The sequence below is a fragment of the Parabacteroides distasonis genome (genome assembly GCF_004793765.1).
GTDB lineage: Bacteria > Bacteroidota > Bacteroidia > Bacteroidales > Tannerellaceae > Parabacteroides > Parabacteroides distasonis_A.
This window is the reverse complement of sequence record NZ_SRYM01000044.1, coordinates 20462-36377: the sequence shown is the minus strand read 5'-3', so window position 1 is coordinate 36377 and position 15916 is coordinate 20462. Positions and strand designations below refer to the sequence as shown.

Annotated in this window: 14 protein-coding genes; 6 read left to right on the top strand and 8 right to left on the bottom strand. The window is 48.1% G+C overall.

Annotated features, from left to right (window positions below):
• Both E5342_RS19815 and trxA read left to right on the top strand, forming a co-directional pair.
• The coding region (locus E5342_RS19815) for a hypothetical protein (protein ID WP_246867117.1) at window positions 1-199 on the top strand (199 nt) is incomplete at its 5' end.
• A 1086-nt stretch (window positions 200-1285) separates the two neighbouring features.
• Window positions 1286-1585, top strand: a complete 300-nt coding sequence (gene trxA, locus E5342_RS13870) for a thioredoxin (RefSeq protein ID WP_121737142.1) — start codon at window positions 1286-1288, stop codon at window positions 1583-1585.
• Here the strand turns inward: trxA and E5342_RS13865 are convergent.
• Together E5342_RS13865 and E5342_RS13860 are read right to left on the bottom strand one after the other, a co-directional pair.
• Complete coding sequence (locus tag E5342_RS13865; protein WP_121737143.1) at window positions 1582-3165, bottom strand: YfcC family protein; 1584 nt, start codon at window positions 3163-3165, stop codon at window positions 1582-1584. The two genes, trxA and E5342_RS13865, sit on opposite strands and share 4 nt — an antisense overlap.
• Entirely contained in the window at window positions 3162-4433 is a 1272-nt protein-coding gene (locus E5342_RS13860; protein WP_121737144.1) for a DNA recombination protein RmuC, read from the bottom strand. Before E5342_RS13860 ends, E5342_RS13865 begins: the two co-directional genes overlap by 4 nt.
• Before the next feature lie 163 nt (window positions 4434-4596).
• Between E5342_RS13860 and tpx the strand changes: the two genes are divergently transcribed.
• Window positions 4597-5097: a thiol peroxidase gene (gene tpx, locus E5342_RS13855; protein WP_121737145.1), complete on the top strand. Its 501-nt coding sequence runs from the start codon at window positions 4597-4599 to the stop codon at window positions 5095-5097.
• A 97-nt stretch (window positions 5098-5194) separates the two neighbouring features.
• Here tpx and E5342_RS13850 read toward each other — a convergent pair whose 3' ends face one another.
• Both E5342_RS13850 and E5342_RS13845 read right to left on the bottom strand, forming a co-directional pair.
• A complete protein-coding gene (locus tag E5342_RS13850; protein WP_135959590.1) occupies window positions 5195-5875 on the bottom strand; it encodes an ABC transporter ATP-binding protein in 681 nt (226 codons plus the stop codon).
• Between the two features lie 49 nt (window positions 5876-5924).
• Entirely contained in the window at window positions 5925-8267 is a 2343-nt protein-coding gene (locus E5342_RS13845; protein ID WP_121737147.1) for an FtsX-like permease family protein, read from the bottom strand.
• Window positions 8268-8466: 199 nt separating this feature from the next.
• Between E5342_RS13845 and E5342_RS13840 the strand changes: the two genes are divergently transcribed.
• From E5342_RS13840 to E5342_RS13830, 3 genes are read left to right on the top strand one after another with little or no spacing between them, the layout of a single operon-like run.
• Entirely contained in the window at window positions 8467-8991 is a 525-nt protein-coding gene (locus E5342_RS13840; protein WP_121737155.1) for a response regulator, read from the top strand.
• The gene (locus tag E5342_RS13835; RefSeq protein WP_121737148.1) at window positions 8988-9830 is read left to right on the top strand and encodes a sensor histidine kinase; all 843 of its coding nucleotides are present in this window, start codon (window positions 8988-8990) and stop codon (window positions 9828-9830) included. The genes E5342_RS13840 and E5342_RS13835 overlap by 4 nt, the downstream gene beginning before the upstream one ends.
• Before the next feature lie 14 nt (window positions 9831-9844).
• On the top strand, window positions 9845-11152 hold the full coding sequence (locus tag E5342_RS13830; protein WP_121737149.1) for an MATE family efflux transporter: 1308 nt from the start codon (window positions 9845-9847) through the stop codon (window positions 11150-11152).
• 137 nt (window positions 11153-11289) lie between these two features.
• Here E5342_RS13830 and E5342_RS13825 read toward each other — a convergent pair whose 3' ends face one another.
• The 4 genes from E5342_RS13825 to E5342_RS19400 all read right to left on the bottom strand — a co-directional run bounded on the left by E5342_RS13825 (window position 11290) and on the right by E5342_RS19400 (window position 15766).
• Window positions 11290-12996, bottom strand: coding sequence for an acyl-CoA dehydrogenase family protein (locus E5342_RS13825; protein WP_135959589.1), 1707 nt, complete (start codon window positions 12994-12996; stop codon window positions 11290-11292).
• A 2-nt stretch (window positions 12997-12998) separates the two neighbouring features.
• Window positions 12999-14018, bottom strand: coding sequence for an electron transfer flavoprotein subunit alpha/FixB family protein (locus E5342_RS13820; protein ID WP_135959588.1), 1020 nt, complete (start codon window positions 14016-14018; stop codon window positions 12999-13001).
• 4 nt (window positions 14019-14022) lie between these two features.
• Window positions 14023-14928: an electron transfer flavoprotein subunit beta/FixA family protein gene (locus E5342_RS13815; RefSeq protein ID WP_121737152.1), complete on the bottom strand. Its 906-nt coding sequence runs from the start codon at window positions 14926-14928 to the stop codon at window positions 14023-14025.
• A 352-nt stretch (window positions 14929-15280) separates the two neighbouring features.
• The gene (locus E5342_RS19400) at window positions 15281-15766 is read right to left on the bottom strand and encodes a T9SS type A sorting domain-containing protein (RefSeq protein ID WP_168354496.1); all 486 of its coding nucleotides are present in this window, start codon (window positions 15764-15766) and stop codon (window positions 15281-15283) included.
• Between the last annotated feature and the right edge of the window lie 150 nt (window positions 15767-15916).

The following is a 15916-nucleotide window of genomic DNA, read 5'->3' as shown; positions in this document are numbered from 1 at the left end:
TGTTCGTACATGGCATTTTTTCCACGGGAAGGATCTGGGAATATGTATGTGGCCATCTCGTTTTGGCAAACCCACATCCAATGCGATCCGCCGTCCGGGTACTCTCCCGTCTCGTCCGCTCCAACGACGGGGGAGGATTCCACGCGCCTCAGGATCTCCCTCCACATCGGAAAGCGACGAGCCACATACCTTGAAATAGGTTGGAGAATGAGCCAGCGTACAATCTGCGGACGGGGTTAGCCGGGTAAGCCCCTTATGGCCATATTGACCACCCGTCTTACGGGCGGATGCTTTACGAAGAGAACGTGTACGACGTGATGAACGGGACTTTATGCTTTCTTGGGATGGAGGTACGCTGCTGTTTTGGCAGTCTTTCCCAGGAAGTCCATAACGGGAAAGCCGGGTTCGAAGTTAGGCGTTCTCCTGTTCAAGATCTGCTATACGGCGCAATTGATCCACTTGGCGACGCAAGAGATGCTGAATAAAGGGGACCATATCTGTTACTGGTAAATCCATTTCAACGACAAAGATGCGTTTTTTATTTTTTAGAGGGGGAAAGGGGCTGAGGAGTTACCATAAAACATACTTTTATTGCTATTTTGATGCGGTCGCCCTGTTGCGTTGGATGTGGGTTTTCCAAAACGAGACTATGATTTCTCTTCGATGTCACCAAAATATCTCTTTTTCTATCATTTTACTCAAAATGGAGGCTTTTAGCTGATAAAGGCTTTTTATGGAAATGCGAAAATAGAGAGAAAAGATAGGTGAAAACAGCGTTTTTTACCATTTTTTAGGTGTATGAATAGGTTTTGTAGAAGGGATTATGCTCTATAGTCAGGTGTTTATAAGGGTGTTGTAAGCTGTTTCCGACCGGAAATACGATTGTTTTCGGGTGAAAAGCTTATTGTTTTCGGATAAAAAGTCGCTTGTTTGTCCGACTGAAGTTGACAGTAGACGAAATCTTTCGCTAGAATAAATCAGTGAAAATCTGTAATACGTTGTTTAATAGATTATTGTGAAAAAATATTTTCGAATTTGGAAGCAAGCCCGTACTTGCCCCTAAATCATCGATTCTCCGAGCGTTTAAATTACAATGTGTCAGAATGATTATTTTCATTGATTGAGGAATATTTAGGTACGGTTCCCTGGCAAAAGATTGTTTAGGGCTTAGATAAATGATTTAATTTCGTACATTTGTTTTTGATAATCTTAAGCCGGAAACTATGAGGTCTGGCTTCCTGTGGTTGAAATTAGACAGAGTGTAAATATTTAAAAAGTAGATAAGATGGAAACATTCGATGATATCATTAAAGGGGATAAACCTGTATTGGTGGATTTTTTTGCGATATGGTGCAGCCCATGTAAGGTGTTGAGCCCGACAGTCGAGGCTTTGGGAAAGGAACTGGCGGGACAAGTGCGTGTCCTTAAAATAGATGTGGATAAGAACGAGACACTTGTCACGCAGTTGAAGATTCAATCCGTACCCACTTTGATCATCTTTAAGAAAGGTGAGATCGTATGGCGCTCTTCCGGCGTGATGGATCACGGGAGTCTATTACAGAAGATACAGAGCTATATCGATTAAAAGCCGTTCATCGGGATCAATACCGTTGGGATCAATAATAAGAATCCTAGGATCACTAGGACAAGGATGAATTTCCATGCCCATTTGAACCATTTATCGTATGGGATACGACTTACTCCAAGAACCGCAATCAGGACACCTGATGTGGGAGTTATCAGGTTCGTGAAGCCATCGCCAAACTGAAAGGCCATGACGGTGGCTTGCTTGGATAAACCGATCAGCTCCGAGAATGGGGCCATGATAGGCATGGTAAGGGCCGCTTTGGCACTTCCGGAAGGAATCACTAGATTGATAAGCGTTTGAATAACGTACATCATCCCGACCGTAGCTACTTGTCCCAAACCTTCCATCCCTTTCGCTAGGTTAAAGAGAATCGTATCGATCACTTTGCCATCTTGCAGGATTACGATAATACCTCCAGCTAGGCCGACGACCAAGGCGGCGTTCATGATATCCTTGCAACCTTCCAAGAAAAGTTTCACAAGCTCATTCGGATTGCGTCCATTGGCGATTCCTGCCATTATACCCAAGGCGAAGAACAAGGTCGCTATTTCCATAATGTACCACCCATGGCCCATTACGCCTATTATCAGGAAAAAGATCGTGAAGAATAAAAGGTTCAATATATACAAATGTACGGTTTTCCTCAGGGTGAATATCGAACTGATGACGAACGCTATACTAAGAATCGGGATTAAGGGTAGTCTCTTGATTACGCTATTTCCTATTTTTAAGGATGTCTGGGGATAATAGATCGAAAAAATAATTAGTACGATTGCCAATAGGACGAAACTGATCCATGCGGCTTTCGGGGTTCTGTATACGATTTCTAAGGAATTGGTACTATGCAAATCTCTCCAATATTGATCATCCTCATAGACGGGTGACAATTGAGGGTTCTTTTTTACCTTGGTGGCATAACGCAGGATCCATGTGAAGCCTACCACATTGATAATACACCAACAAACGATACGATACTCGATACCGGAAAAAAGAGGAATCCCCGCCAAACCTTGCGCAATACCGATGGTGAAAGGGTTTAAAATCGCTCCGGCGAAACCTAATCCCGCTGCTATAAAAACCATGCATACGCCAGTTATGGAATCGTATCCCATAGATATCGCCATCGGGACCAAGACCAGACAAAAAGCGATGGTCTCTTCACTCATTCCAAATACGGCCCCGAATATACTGAAAAGTAACATGATGGCGGTCAATAAGAAATTGTCTATGCCTATTTTATGAAGGATGGGGTTGTTCTCCATTTTGCGTGCTTTCCGCAGAAAACTGACTGTTCCGATATCAAATGCCTTACTGTCGTTCACGATCCAGAATGCCCCGCCGATGATAAGGATAAAGACAATGATATCCGCCTTGTCCACAAATCCTTTATAAAAGGCGGAGAGTACCTCCCAAGTCTGGGGTATGCTTTCCACGGATTCGTATACGACGGTTCGCTCTCCGTCCGGGCTGATGCTTTCCGTATATTGCCCACCGGGAATAACCCATGTCAATACGGCACAAAATAAGATGATGTAAAAAATAATTACATACGTGTGGGGTATTTGTCTCTTTTTCATGATTCTGTTTTTTCGTCTTCTTCTGTTAATATTCCGATCTCGGGAAGGATAGCTCGGGCCTCACGATCGCTAAGCGTATCTACATCTTTGAGTTTACGTTGGATAGCACGGGTACGGGTACCTAAAACCTCTTCTATTTGCCCGCTGGCGGTTTGCAAGTTCTTTTGGGCTTTCTCGAGCATGCCGCCTACTTTCTCGAATTCTTTTTTTACGGCCCCTAAGATCGTCCATACTTCCCCTGAGTGCTTTTGGATCGCTAAGGTACGGAAGCCCATTTGCAAACTGTTCAGTATGGCTGCTAAGGTAGTGGGACCTGTCACGACTACCTTGTAGTTTCTTTGTAAATCTTCCAATAATGCGGAACGGCGTACTACCTCGGCGTAAATGCCCTCGAACGGCAGGAACATAATACCGAAATCGGTCGTGGCGGGAGGTGCCAGATATTTGTCTGAGATATCTTTAGCCATCTTCTTGATCGTTGTCTCCAATAATTTTCCGGCTGTCTCGATCGCTTGGGGATCTGCGGCATCGTAAGCGTTTAGGAGTTGCTCGTATACGTCTTTCGGGAATTTAGCGTCTATAGGAAGGTATACGAATTCTCGGGCATCATCCCGTCCGGGGAGCTTGACAGCGAATTCAACGACCACATCCGAACCTTTCCGGGTATGTACATTCGCTTCGTATTGTTCTGGTGCCAATAGCTGCTCTAATAACATACTGAGCTGGATCTCCCCGATATTTCCTCGGGTTTTTACATTACTAAGTACCCGTTTTAACCCTCCTACATCCTGCGCTAAGGTTTGCATCTCGCCCAGTCCTTTTTGTACACTCTCTAATTGTTCGGTGACTAAACGGAAAGATTGCCCGATACGGTCATTCAATGTCTTTTGAAGTTTCTCGTCTACGGTGACTCGGATCTCTTCCAGTCTTTTTTCCGTGTTATCCACTAATCTTTGTTGGCGTTCGTCCAAAGCCGCGAATTTCTCTTTCTGTAACCTGTTAAAAGAATCGATTCCACGTTCGAAGGTTTCCCTAAACTCATTCAAGGAACGAGCCAGCTCTTCTCGGTTATCCTTTGCTACTAACCGGCTTTCTTCCCGATTCAGGCGGAAGTCCTCCCTGAAATTTTTCTCGATACGGTCGAACGAGCGCTGTAACTCGTTTAGCAACTTTTCTAGGTCTTCTTTGTTGTTATTTAACTGTTTAGGACGCAAAAGGATTTGCATCACGATGATTATAAGAAGCCCGCCGATAATAATCCAATTCATTCTGTTTGATTTTGCCGTCAAAGATAACCAATCTATATTTTGGTATAGTAGTTAAATAGAGTTAAACGGAGGAACATAGTTTATTTTCGTTTGTTCTATCTTCAAGAAGCTGCTTATATTTGTGCAGCCAACTAAGAGTGAGATTATTTAATATCAAACAAAGATGGCAAAAGTAACATTAAAAGGTAACGAGATTCATACGAACGGCGAGTTGCCGAAAGTTGGGGCAGAGGCTCCGAACTTTAAGGGTGTAAAAAGTGATTTATCCGAATTGTCGCTAAGCGACTTGAAAGGAAAGAATGTAGTGATAAATGTTTTCCCGAGCTTGGATACAAGTGTATGTGCGGCCTCGGTAAGACGCTTCAATAAAGAAGCCGCTTCGCATCCGGATACGGTAGTATTAGCTGTTTCTAAAGATTTACCTTTTGCACATGGACGTTTCTGTACTACGGAGGGTATTGATAAGGTGATTACATTGTCAATGTTCCGGTGTTCATGTTTTGAGGATAAGTACGGGATGCTTCTGGTAGACGGTCCGCTGAAAGGGTTATTAGCCCGTGGCGTGATAGTAGTCGATGGAGCTGGTAAGGTGGTTTATGAGGAACTTGTTCCCGAGATTACTACCGAGCCGAATTATGATGCGGCTTTGGCTGCATTGAAATAAATGTAGTAGATTATTGTTTTTCATTGGTTAAAGTTAAGGGTTAGTGTAGGAGGCCGTCGGATGTGAATCCCGCGGCCTTCGTTTTTTTGTGAAGAGGCTAAAGTTTTCCTTCCAGCTCGTCGACGATTTGCCCATCGAAGAGATTGATGATACGATCGGCGTAGGTCGCGTCGTGTTGCGAGTGTGTTACCATGATGATCGTAGTCCCTTCGGCATTCAGTTGACTGAGTAATTTCATAATTTCAAGACTGTTTTTAGAGTCGAGGTTACCGGTCGGTTCGTCAGCCAATATCAGCATAGGTTTACCTACGACGGTGCGAGCGATGGCGACACGTTGCTGCTGGCCGCCGGAGAGTTGCTGCGGGTAATGTTTGGCACGTTGGCTGAGGCGTACTTTGCGGAGGATGTCAAGTACCTGCCGCTTGCGTTCTGTCTTGGGGACGCCGAGGTATTTCAGTTGGAGATCTATGTTTTCCTCGACCGTAAGCTCGTCAATGAGATTGAAGCTTTGGAACACGAAACCAATGCGTCCCTTGCGATAGCGTGTACGGTCTTTCTCCTTCAGGTGTCCCACCTCTTCGCCGTTTAATAGATAGCTGCCCTCGTCCGGGTTATCCAGCAGGCCGAGAATATGCAGCAGGGTTGATTTGCCGCATCCGCTGGGTCCCATGATGGCGATAAACTCGCCCTTTTTCACTTCCATGCTTATGCCATTGAGTGCGATGGTTTTTACTTCTTCCGTCCGGAAGTTTTTGCTGAGGTTCTTTATTTGAATCATGACTTGTCTTGTTTTTGTGAGAATGTATATCTATTATAGAATGTTGCTTTTATTCGGTCCGGATACTTTTGATGGGGTTACGGCGGGCGACTTTCAAGGTTTGCCCGATGATTGACACAAAAGCGATGGCTATGGTTGCCAAAACAGCCGCAGCTATGAGATACCACGGAAAGGCGATGCGGTTATAGAACGACTCTAAACTGATTTGAACCGCTTTCACGCTGATGGGCAGGGCGAAACAGGCAGCAAGCAACGAGAGTGCCATGAATCGTTTGGAAAGTTCCCATACCGCGCCACTTGTCTCGGCTCCCATCACCTTGCACAAGGCGATCCGTTTGCTTTGCTGTTCGGTGTAGCTTATCGACATGGCCAGCAGTCCCAAGGCAGAGATGAGAATGGAGATGGTCATGAAGCAAAGGACAAGCATCAGCATGTTCTTCTCATGGGTTAAATCCTTGTCCATATAATCGTCGATATAATCGGCTTCCAAGTCTTTCGGTATCCCGATCACTTCTTTGGACACTTCCCGGCAAGTATGGCGGATGGCGGCTAAGGCTTCTGCCCGATCGCCTTGTATCTTGACGATTTGACGGATGATGTAGCCTTGTGGATCTAGTATCATAACGGCTCCATGCGAATCGGATAGGGGAGTAGCTAATGCGCTTAGCGAACGATAGTCGCGGATGACACCGCAGACGTTATATTGGTAGCCGCCCTTGTCATCCTTTTTTCCAAAATGGGGTCTGTTGGATGAAAGTTGGTAACGACGGCAAGTCTCTTCCGTTACCCAAACCATGCCGGGCAGTGGGTCAGACCAACGTTCTACCACTTTGAAGCCCAACATCCGGAATGCGGTACTGTCCATATCCGAAAGGTGGAGCCACGAGTATCCCTCTTCTTCCGGTTGTTGTACACCATCGTGACCGGTGATGAAAGGCAGTTTTCGTGCTAACGCTACTTCTGTCACTTGGGGCAATGCCTGCAATCGTTTCTGGAGGATGACTTGCTTGTCGTAGGTGTGTCCCAAGTCCCATGTCTTGATGAATACCAGGTCTGTATTATAACCGGTCGGCAGGGTGGCAAGGTGGTATATTTGGAAGGCCATGGTGAGTCCTAAGGTGATGAGTACCGTGCTGATGACATTTTGTACGATGATGAACAAACGGCTGAACAGTTGCTTGTTGTGCATTCGGAAATTTCCTTTTACGATATCTATCGGACTGTATTTGTAGGTGACGAGGGCTGGTAACAATCCCGATATGCCAGCGATTCCTACCCATAGCAACAACGAATAGGCTACTATCGCCGGTGAAGAGACCAAAGCGATCCGGGTGGAGAGCAAGTGCTCGAAATAGGGTTTTGCGATGATGGCAACTAAGCAACCGCCGATGAAACAACCGGTTGTGAAGATGGCTGACTCTGCGAGGTAGCGCAATACGATTTGCCCCGCCGAGTCACCCATCAACCGGCGGGTTGCCATTTCATGGGCTCGTTTGCTGGTTTGCGATACAGTTAGGTTGATGTAATTGAAGATAGCCGAGAGGAGCAACACGAATACTAACGAGAACAAGACTTGTACTTGTTTTCGTGTTCCATTGCGGAAAGGGCCATACTGGTTCAGGGGAGAAAAATAAATCTCGTCCATGCGTGTCACCGAAGAACCCCAAAAGAGCCCGTTCGTACTGTTGTCCTCTTGCCAGTATTCCCAATAGTCTTTATACTGATCGAGTAGTTTACGGGCAACGACATCGGGAGTTGCCCCTTCTTCCAGCGTGATGAATATTTGTGTTGAGCCGAAATTGTCCATCCATGCATAATCTTTTTCTGCCAGTTTGAAAGGAATCAAGATGTCCATCGGTTTCAACAGCTCTGTCGGACTGAAAGCCGGGAGAACCCCGACGACCCGTAGCGGTGTCTGGTTCAAGTACATCACGGTACGGCCGATCGGATTTTCATTCCCGAATACTTTGTGGGCGAATGGCTCGGAGAGAATGACCTCGTCTGTCCCGATCAGTGCTTTGTTGCGGTCGCATCCAATGAGCGTATAATTGAGCATCTGGAAAAAATTAGGATCTGCCGCGATGCCGTTTACTTGGTAATATTGGTTGTCTACCATCAGGTCGGCCGCTTCAATATGGATCAGGCGTGTCCACTCTTTTATTTCCGGAATGGAAGGGAATAATTCTGGGGCAGTCCCGGTTGTCATACCGATCTCATCTCCATAGCCGACGGCATACAATTGGTGAGAGTACGATTGATTGTTACCGATATTAAATTCGGTGTCGGCATACGAGGCCAGAAGGATGACAACTCCCAGTGCGATAGCTAATCCGAAGAACTGGATGGCTGTGTAGAGTTTGTTGCGGCCGAGAAAGGTAAAGTACGATTTCATATTTTACTTGTTTTTGATACAAAGGTATAGAGTGGTTGGCATCTGGCAAGGGCTTGGATGCCCGGTTGCGGTAGTTTGTATGAAAATCATACACCCGCTTGTATGATATTCATACACCCGCTTGTATGATATTCATACAGCCTTTTTCCGTACCTTTATCCCCGATAAAAGAGATAAAGGAAAAACAAATGAATCGGATATGGCGAATTACGGGACAATATTGGTGGTAGATGACAATCCGGCGATTCTTACGGCGGTCAAGATCTGCTTGGCCGGTGAGTTTGACAGGGTATTGACACTCGCTTCTCCCGACATGCTTCTTACGATATTGGCACAAGAGGTGGTGGACGGGATTTTGCTCGACATGAACTTCACGCAAGGGGGAAACTCCGGACAAGACGGCTTGCTTTGGCTTCGGGCGATCCACAAGAAGCATCCGGCTATCCCGGTGGTACTGGTGACGGCATACGCTGATATCAAGTTGGCGGTGCGTGGTTTGAAGATGGGAGCGGCGGACTTTGTTGCCAAGCCGTGGGATAATCAAGAGCTGATCCGCATCTTGAAAGATGCGATTGATGCCGGGCGTAAAGTGGTTCCATTGGAACAGGTCGAGGCGGAACATGTGAGCAAGGTAGTGGAGCGTTGCCACGGCAATATCAGCCGGGCCGCCGAATTGTTGGGAATTACCCGGCAGACGTTGTATGCTAAAATAAAAAAGCTATGATGTTGATAGGCACTTTGGGAGTCGTTGTCGTTCTTTTTATCGGATGGTTCTACCGCCATCAGGTATTGTTGAGAGACCGGGCGCATCTGATGCGTGAGGCGATTCGTAACCAAGAATTTACGTTTCGTCTTCCTGTGAAAGGCCTGTTCTTCGGGGAGCGGGCGTTGCAAGAGGCCCTTAACGAGACGGGCAGGGACATCGGCCGGTTGCTTGCCCGCAATGAGGTGGAATCGTGGCAACGGCTGACCCGTGTGCTTACGCATGAGATCATGAATGCCACTACGCCTATCGCCAGTATCAGCCAAGCCTATCTAGAGCATCCTGCGATTGCCGGAACGGTTTACGAGGAGGGAATCCGTGCCATTCACGATACCAGCCGGGGACTTGCCCTGTTCGTGGACAGCTACCGGAAACTGGCGGAACTGCAAGAACCTGTTATCGGAGAGGTCTATTTGACTGATTTTATGGAAGGAATCCGGGCTCTTTATCCCGATTTAGAGTGGCACCTTTCCATTCCTTTGTCTGTTACGATGTGTACGGATCAGAATATGTTGCGGCAAGTACTGATTAACCTGATCCGGAATGCTTGCGAGGCAGGGGCTACAACCGTGGATGTGCGTTGGAAGAAGGGGTTGTGGGTCAGCAACAATGGTGCGCCTATTCCGGCGGCTATCGAACGGGAGATTTTTATTCCTTTCTTCACGACTAAAAGGACGGGTTCCGGTATCGGCTTGTCGCTTTCCCGGCAGATGATGGTGCGGCAAGGCGGGGATCTTTGTTTGGCGCAGCGTTCTGTGCCGGGTTATCAAGTGACGTTTATAATTTCTTGCGTAGGATAAATTTAGGATAGGATATGAATCGGAAAATACTTCAACTGGCCATACCTTCTATCGTCTCCAATATAACCGTGCCTTTGTTGGGGCTGGTGGATGTGGCGATCGTAGGGCATTTGGGATCGGCGTCGTACATTGGGGCGATCGCCGTGGGCGGTATGCTGTTTAACATGATCTATTGGATATTCGGCTTTCTCCGGATGGGGACAAGTGGGATGACCGCCCAAGCCTACGGGAAACGGGACTTGACGGAGGTCGTCCGGACCTTGCTGCGGGCTGTCGGGGTAGGGCTTTTGATCTCTCTCGGGCTTTGGATCCTTCAATACCCGATACTGAGGAGTGCGTTCGTTTTGATCGACGCGACGGAGGAGGTGAAGCGATGGGCCTCTCTCTATTTTAATATCTGTATTTGGGGAGCGCCGGCCGTATTGGGATTATATGGCTTTGCCGGTTGGTTCATCGGTATGCAGAATTCTCGTTTTCCGATGTTTATCGCTATCACGCAGAATATCGTGAATATCGTGGCCAGCCTATGTTTCGTGTTTGTGCTGGGTATGAAGGTGGAAGGTGTAGCGCAGGGAACACTGATCGCCCAATATGCGGGCCTCTTCATGGCGTTTGCTCTTTGGTTGAAATATTATGGGCGTCTGAAAGCGTATATCGATTGGGACGGGCTTTGGGGTGGGGAGGCGATGCGTCGCTTCTTCTCGGTCAATAGTGATATATTTTTCCGGACCTTGTGCTTGGTCGCTGTTACTACCTTCTTTACTTCTACAGGTGCGAGACAAGGGGATGTGATATTGGCCGTAAATACCTTGTTGATGCAGTTGTTTACCTTGTTCTCTTATATAATGGATGGCTTCGCTTATGCGGGAGAGGCATTAGCCGGCCGGTTTATTGGGGCTAAAAACGATGTGGGGTTACGTAAATGCGTTCGTTTGTTGTTTCTGTGGGGAATTGGTCTCTCATTGTCTTTCACGATCCTTTATGCGTTGGGGGGGAAGGATTTTCTGGGACTGTTGACGAGCGATACCTCGGTCATTGAGTCTTCCGGAGATTATTTCTATTGGGTATTGGCGATCCCTTTATGCGGATTCTCCGCTTTCCTTTGGGACGGTATCTTTATTGGAGCCACGGCTACACGCCAGATGCTTTACTCGATGCTCGTGGCCTCGGGTACTTTCTTTATTATTTATTACCTGTTTTATCGATCGATGGGAAATCATGCGTTGTGGATGGCTTTCCTTGGATATCTCTCTTTGCGAGGTAGTATGCAATGGATACTTTGGCGATATAGGAAAATTACAATGCCTATTATAAGCAACTGACAATGCCCATCGTAAGCTTCTTATAATGCCCAGTATAAGAAGCTTATAATGCCCATTGTAATAAAAAAGAAGGCGAGACTTCTATCAGGTTGATAATCAAGTCTCGCCTTTTTGTTATGTAAAATGATAGTTGTTTGTTACTGCCTGTATGAGATTAGTTCTTCCGTGTTAAATCGTCCGATATAACCATGATGTTTCTCAATCTCAGCCTCTACGTAATTGGTGTAAACGACCGCAGACTTAGCGAACAGCTCCGGCGCTTTCGTCGCGTCTTGGATCAATAGATGAGCCATGATGATATCAGCGGCCATTTCCATCAAGCGGCGAGCCACGAAATCGAGTAATTCCTGATCTTGAGACTCTTTTACTTTCGCCATGCTAGCCTCGAACTTATTAGCCATCTCTACCAAACGAGCCTTCAGCGGTTCCATCTCGGCAGAGCAAGGGATTGCCTCGAATTCACGGATGGTAGCCAGGTAAGACCCGTTTGTCACGTAACGTATGGCCGCTACGGTCTGCAATTGTGTCGTACCTTCATAGATGGAGGTGATACGGGCATCGCGGTAGATACGTTGGCAAGCATACTCCATCATAAAACCGGAACCTCCGTGTATTTGGATGCAATCATAGGCATTCTGGTTGGCGTATTCGGAATTCATACCTTTTGCCAACGGAGTGAAAGAATCCGCCAATTTGGCGTATTGCTTCTGTTCCTTACGCTCTTCCGGAGTCAGTTTACGCTCACGGGCGATGTCGTCCAGTGCCTTGTAAATATCAACGTAACGAGCGGTTTGGTATAACAACGCACGTCCGGCATCCAGCTTCGCTTTCATGATGGCGAGCATGTCGTAAACAGCGGGGAAATCGATGATTGCCTTACCGAACTGCTTGCGGTCTTTGGCGTAGGCCAATCCTTCGTTGTAAGCGGCTTGGCTGAGACCTACCGATTGTGCGGCGATACCTAGGCGTGCGCCGTTCATCAAGGCCATCACGTATTTGATCAAGCCCAGTTTGCGATCGCCACAAAGCTCTGCTTTCGCGTTCTTGTAAACTAACTCGCAAGTAGGAGAGCCGTGGATTCCCAATTTATTCTCGATACGGCGTACGTTTACGCCACCTTCCCGTTTGTCGTAGATGAACATGGACAAACCACGTCCATCCTTGGTACCTTCCTCGGAACGGGCCAATACGAGGTGAAGATCCGCGTCGCCATTCGTGATGAATCGTTTTACACCGTTCAATCGCCAGCAATTCTCTTTCTCATCGAAGGTAGCCTTTAGCATCACGGATTGCAGGTCGGAGCCGGCGTCCGGCTCGGTCAGGTCCATAGACATGGTTTCTCCAGCGCAGATACGTGGGATGAAACGGCTGTGCTGATCCTCGTTGCCGAACTCATATAAGGTTTCGATACAATCCTGTAATGACCAGATATTACCGAAGCCTGCGTCAGCCGCCGCTACGATCTCCGCACACATGGTGTACGGCGTGATTGGGAAGTTCAAGCCACCGAAACGGCGAGGCATCGTCATACCGTTTAAGCCGGCTTTTACCATCGCGTCGAGGTTCTGCTTCGTGCCGGAAGCATATTCCACACGGCCATTCGCGCAGTGAGGACCTTCGGCATCTACGCCTTCCGCGTTAGGGGCGATAATCTCTCCGGTGATCTCTCCGGTAATCTCCAGCACCTTATCGTACGAGTCTATTGCGTCGGCATAATCTTGCGGCGCGTAGTCGAACTCTTCCTTGTCTCTGTACTCGCGTTCCTTCAGCTCGCAAATACGTTCCATCATCGGATTGTTCAAGTGATACTTGAGTTCCGGTATGTCTGTATAATAATTAGCCATCTTTACTTACTGTTCTTTTTGTAATACTTAATCATCTTAGGGATCACCTCTTCTACCGTGCCATTGATTACGTAATCGGCGATCGTGTTGATCGGGGCGTTCTCATCATTATTGATCGAAATGATGATACCGGCGTCTTGCATGCCGGCGATGTGCTGGATCTGCCCGGAGATACCGCAAGCGATATACAATTTCGGACGTACCGTAACGCCGGTCTGGCCGATCTGGCGGTCGTGGTCACAGAAACCGGCATCGACAGCCGCACGGCTGGCACCTACCTCGGCGTGAAGCTCTTTCGCCAAATCGAACAATAAGTTAAAGTTCTCCTTGGAGCCTACGCCATAACCTCCGGCCACTACGATCGGAGCGCCTTTCAGGTTGTGCTTCGCTTTCTCTACATGACGGTCGATCACCTTCACCACATAGTCTGTCTCAGGGACATACTTCGCTACGTCGTGGCGGATCACTTCACCTTTATAGTTCTCGTCAAGGACTTCCTTTTTCATCACGCCCTCGCGAACGGTCGCCATTTGCGGGCGATGTTCCGGGTTGATGATCGTGGCTACGATGTTACCACCGAACGCCGGACGGATCTGATATAATAAGTTCTCATAGGTAATCCCCGCTTTCTTATCCTCGTGCGATCCGATTTCCAAAGAGGTACAATCGGCCGTCAAGCCGCTTGTCAAGGCCGAGGATACACGAGGACCCAAGTCACGACCGATCACTGTAGCGCCCATCAAGCAGATCTGCGGTTTCTCTTCTTTGAACAAATTGATCAGGATAGAGGAATGAGGAAGTGACGTATACGGGAACAAACCCGGAGCGTCGAACACATGAACCTTATCGACGCCAAAAGGCAACACTTGCTTCTCTACACCCTCAAGGCCGGATCCGGCAACAATTGCCTCTAGCTCACAGCCCAATTGATTTGCCAGTTTACGACCTTTGGTCAGAAGCTCAAGACTTACATCGGCAACGTTCGTGCCTTCTGTCTCACAATATACAAATACGTTGTTCATAATCTTATCCGATGGTGTGGTTTGCTAACAGTTCGACAATCAAATCCTCTACGTCTTGGTCGGAACCGGAGATCGTCTTGCTTTCCTTGGCTTGGAAGACGATGTTCTGGATCGCTTTAACCTTTGTCGGTGAACCGCTAAGGCCGCATTGAACCAAGTCTCCATTCACGTCTGCCACGCTCCATTCCTGAATATCCAGATATGGGCGGGTCTCATACAATTCCGGATACCGAACGGTCGGTTCTCCATCTTGGTGGCAGGCGGGTTGCGTGTTCCGCTCCTGCTTGCCCATGGCGTATTTATATTTCTGTACCAACTTCGCGTTACGAGGACGGCAGGGAGCGGCGGAACCATTCACGGTGATTACGATCGGAAGCGGACCTTCCACGGTCTCGACACCCCCGTCGATATGACGTTTTACGGTGATACGTCCGGCCTCTTTATCTACGTTCAGGATTTCTTCGGCATACGTGATCTGGGTCAATCCCAGTTTCTCGGCGACTTGCGGACCTACTTGTGCCGTATCGCCGTCGATCGCTTGGCGACCACCGATGATAATATCATAATCGTTGATTTTCTTGATAGCCGTGGCAAGCGCATAGGATGTGGCAAGCGTGTCGGCTCCGGCAAACGCACGGTCGGTCAACAAAAAACCGCCGTCAGCACCACGATACAAACCCTCGCGGATGATTTCGGCGGCACGTCCCGGGCCCATCGTCAGCAGCGTAACTGTTGTCCCGGGATAAGCGTCTTTCAAGCGTAACGCTTGTTCCAACGCATTCAGGTCTTCCGGGTTAAAGATCGCAGGCAAGGCGGCGCGATTGATCGTTCCGTCCGCTTTCATGGCGTCCTTTCCCACGTTTCGTGTATCCGGGACCTGTTTCGCTAAAACAATAATTCTTAAACTCATATTATATATTAGGAATATTAGATTAATCTTGCGTGCAAAAGTAATCAAACATTCTTTATCTCAAAGCATTTCGGGCGAGAAATGCACACTTTCCGCCCTTTTGAGCATAAGACCTTTCTTAATTCAGGGTTGCGATCCCCGGCGGGGTGAGGCTGAGGACAAAATATCGGTATTGGCATCGGGAGATGCCGGTATAGGCGTGAGGCGTAAGCACTATCGGCGTGAGCTTATGCCACTACTGCTTCGGGGCGATGCCTATACTGGCGTTTGTGGACGGAGGTTTTTCATCTGAAAGCTCCGATATTATCGCTGGGATATACCGGAGCTTTCGTTCAGTTATTCTTAAAAAGGCCTATCGCACGATGACCTTCTCCGCATACTCTTGCTCACCGTCGGAGGCATAGATCATGTAGATACCAGCGGGGAGGTTGAAGCTATATTGTGTCGTGTTCACGGAGAACCGGCGCACTTGCGATCCACTCAAGCTGAACACCTTGATCTCTTTTACCGGCCGGAGGGCAGATACGATGACCTGTCCCTGCCGCACTGAGTAGATGGAGATCGTGTTCTCTAATTCGTAACCAAGGTCGCTGTCTCGCAGGAAGTAGCGTCCGTGGCTGTCGCCGGAGATTTGCAGGCTGTAGCTGTCGCTGTCCAGTTTCACGCTCTTGCGGGTTTGCGTGTCGTAGAGGTAAAGCGTCTCGGTCATGCGGTTGAGGCCCTCAATCGTCACGGTTACCTCGTCATTGCCTTTATGGAAGACACCGAGGCCGATGTTTTGGATACGCTTCACGGCGTTCACTTGTGTGGCCAGACTACCGGATACGGTGTAGACCATCGGCGCGTCCAGCTCGGAGTCGAGGAGTACAACCGCATCCTCATCGGCTTTATAGCCATTATCGGCCTTGTCGGAGGTCAACAGGCGGGCGGCGCTCTTCTCGTTGCCACGTTGGGCGGTCAGGGTGATGACGGGATGGCTGGCGGAGGT

Excerpts from the sequence above, each read along its gene's own strand:
- trxA (WP_121737142.1), top strand. The coding sequence starts at position 1,286 with ATGGAAACATTCGATGATATCATTAAAGGGGATAAACCTGTATTGGTG.
- E5342_RS13865 (WP_121737143.1), bottom strand. The coding sequence starts at position 3,165 with ATGAAAAAGAGACAAATACCCCACACGTATGTAATTATTTTTTACATC.
- E5342_RS13860 (WP_121737144.1), bottom strand. The coding sequence starts at position 4,433 with ATGAATTGGATTATTATCGGCGGGCTTCTTATAATCATCGTGATGCAA.
- tpx (WP_121737145.1), top strand. The coding sequence starts at position 4,597 with ATGGCAAAAGTAACATTAAAAGGTAACGAGATTCATACGAACGGCGAG.
- E5342_RS13850 (WP_135959590.1), bottom strand. The coding sequence starts at position 5,875 with ATGATTCAAATAAAGAACCTCAGCAAAAACTTCCGGACGGAAGAAGTA.
- E5342_RS13845 (WP_121737147.1), bottom strand. The coding sequence starts at position 8,267 with ATGAAATCGTACTTTACCTTTCTCGGCCGCAACAAACTCTACACAGCC.
- E5342_RS13840 (WP_121737155.1), top strand. The coding sequence starts at position 8,467 with ATGGCGAATTACGGGACAATATTGGTGGTAGATGACAATCCGGCGATT.
- E5342_RS13835 (WP_121737148.1), top strand. The coding sequence starts at position 8,988 with ATGATGTTGATAGGCACTTTGGGAGTCGTTGTCGTTCTTTTTATCGGA.
- E5342_RS13830 (WP_121737149.1), top strand. The coding sequence starts at position 9,845 with ATGAATCGGAAAATACTTCAACTGGCCATACCTTCTATCGTCTCCAAT.
- E5342_RS13825 (WP_135959589.1), bottom strand. The coding sequence starts at position 12,996 with ATGGCTAATTATTATACAGACATACCGGAACTCAAGTATCACTTGAAC.
- E5342_RS13820 (WP_135959588.1), bottom strand. The coding sequence starts at position 14,018 with ATGAACAACGTATTTGTATATTGTGAGACAGAAGGCACGAACGTTGCC.
- E5342_RS13815 (WP_121737152.1), bottom strand. The coding sequence starts at position 14,928 with ATGAGTTTAAGAATTATTGTTTTAGCGAAACAGGTCCCGGATACACGA.
- E5342_RS19400 (WP_168354496.1), bottom strand. The coding sequence starts at position 15,766 with ATGGTCTACACCGTATCCGGTAGTCTGGCCACACAAGTGAACGCCGTG.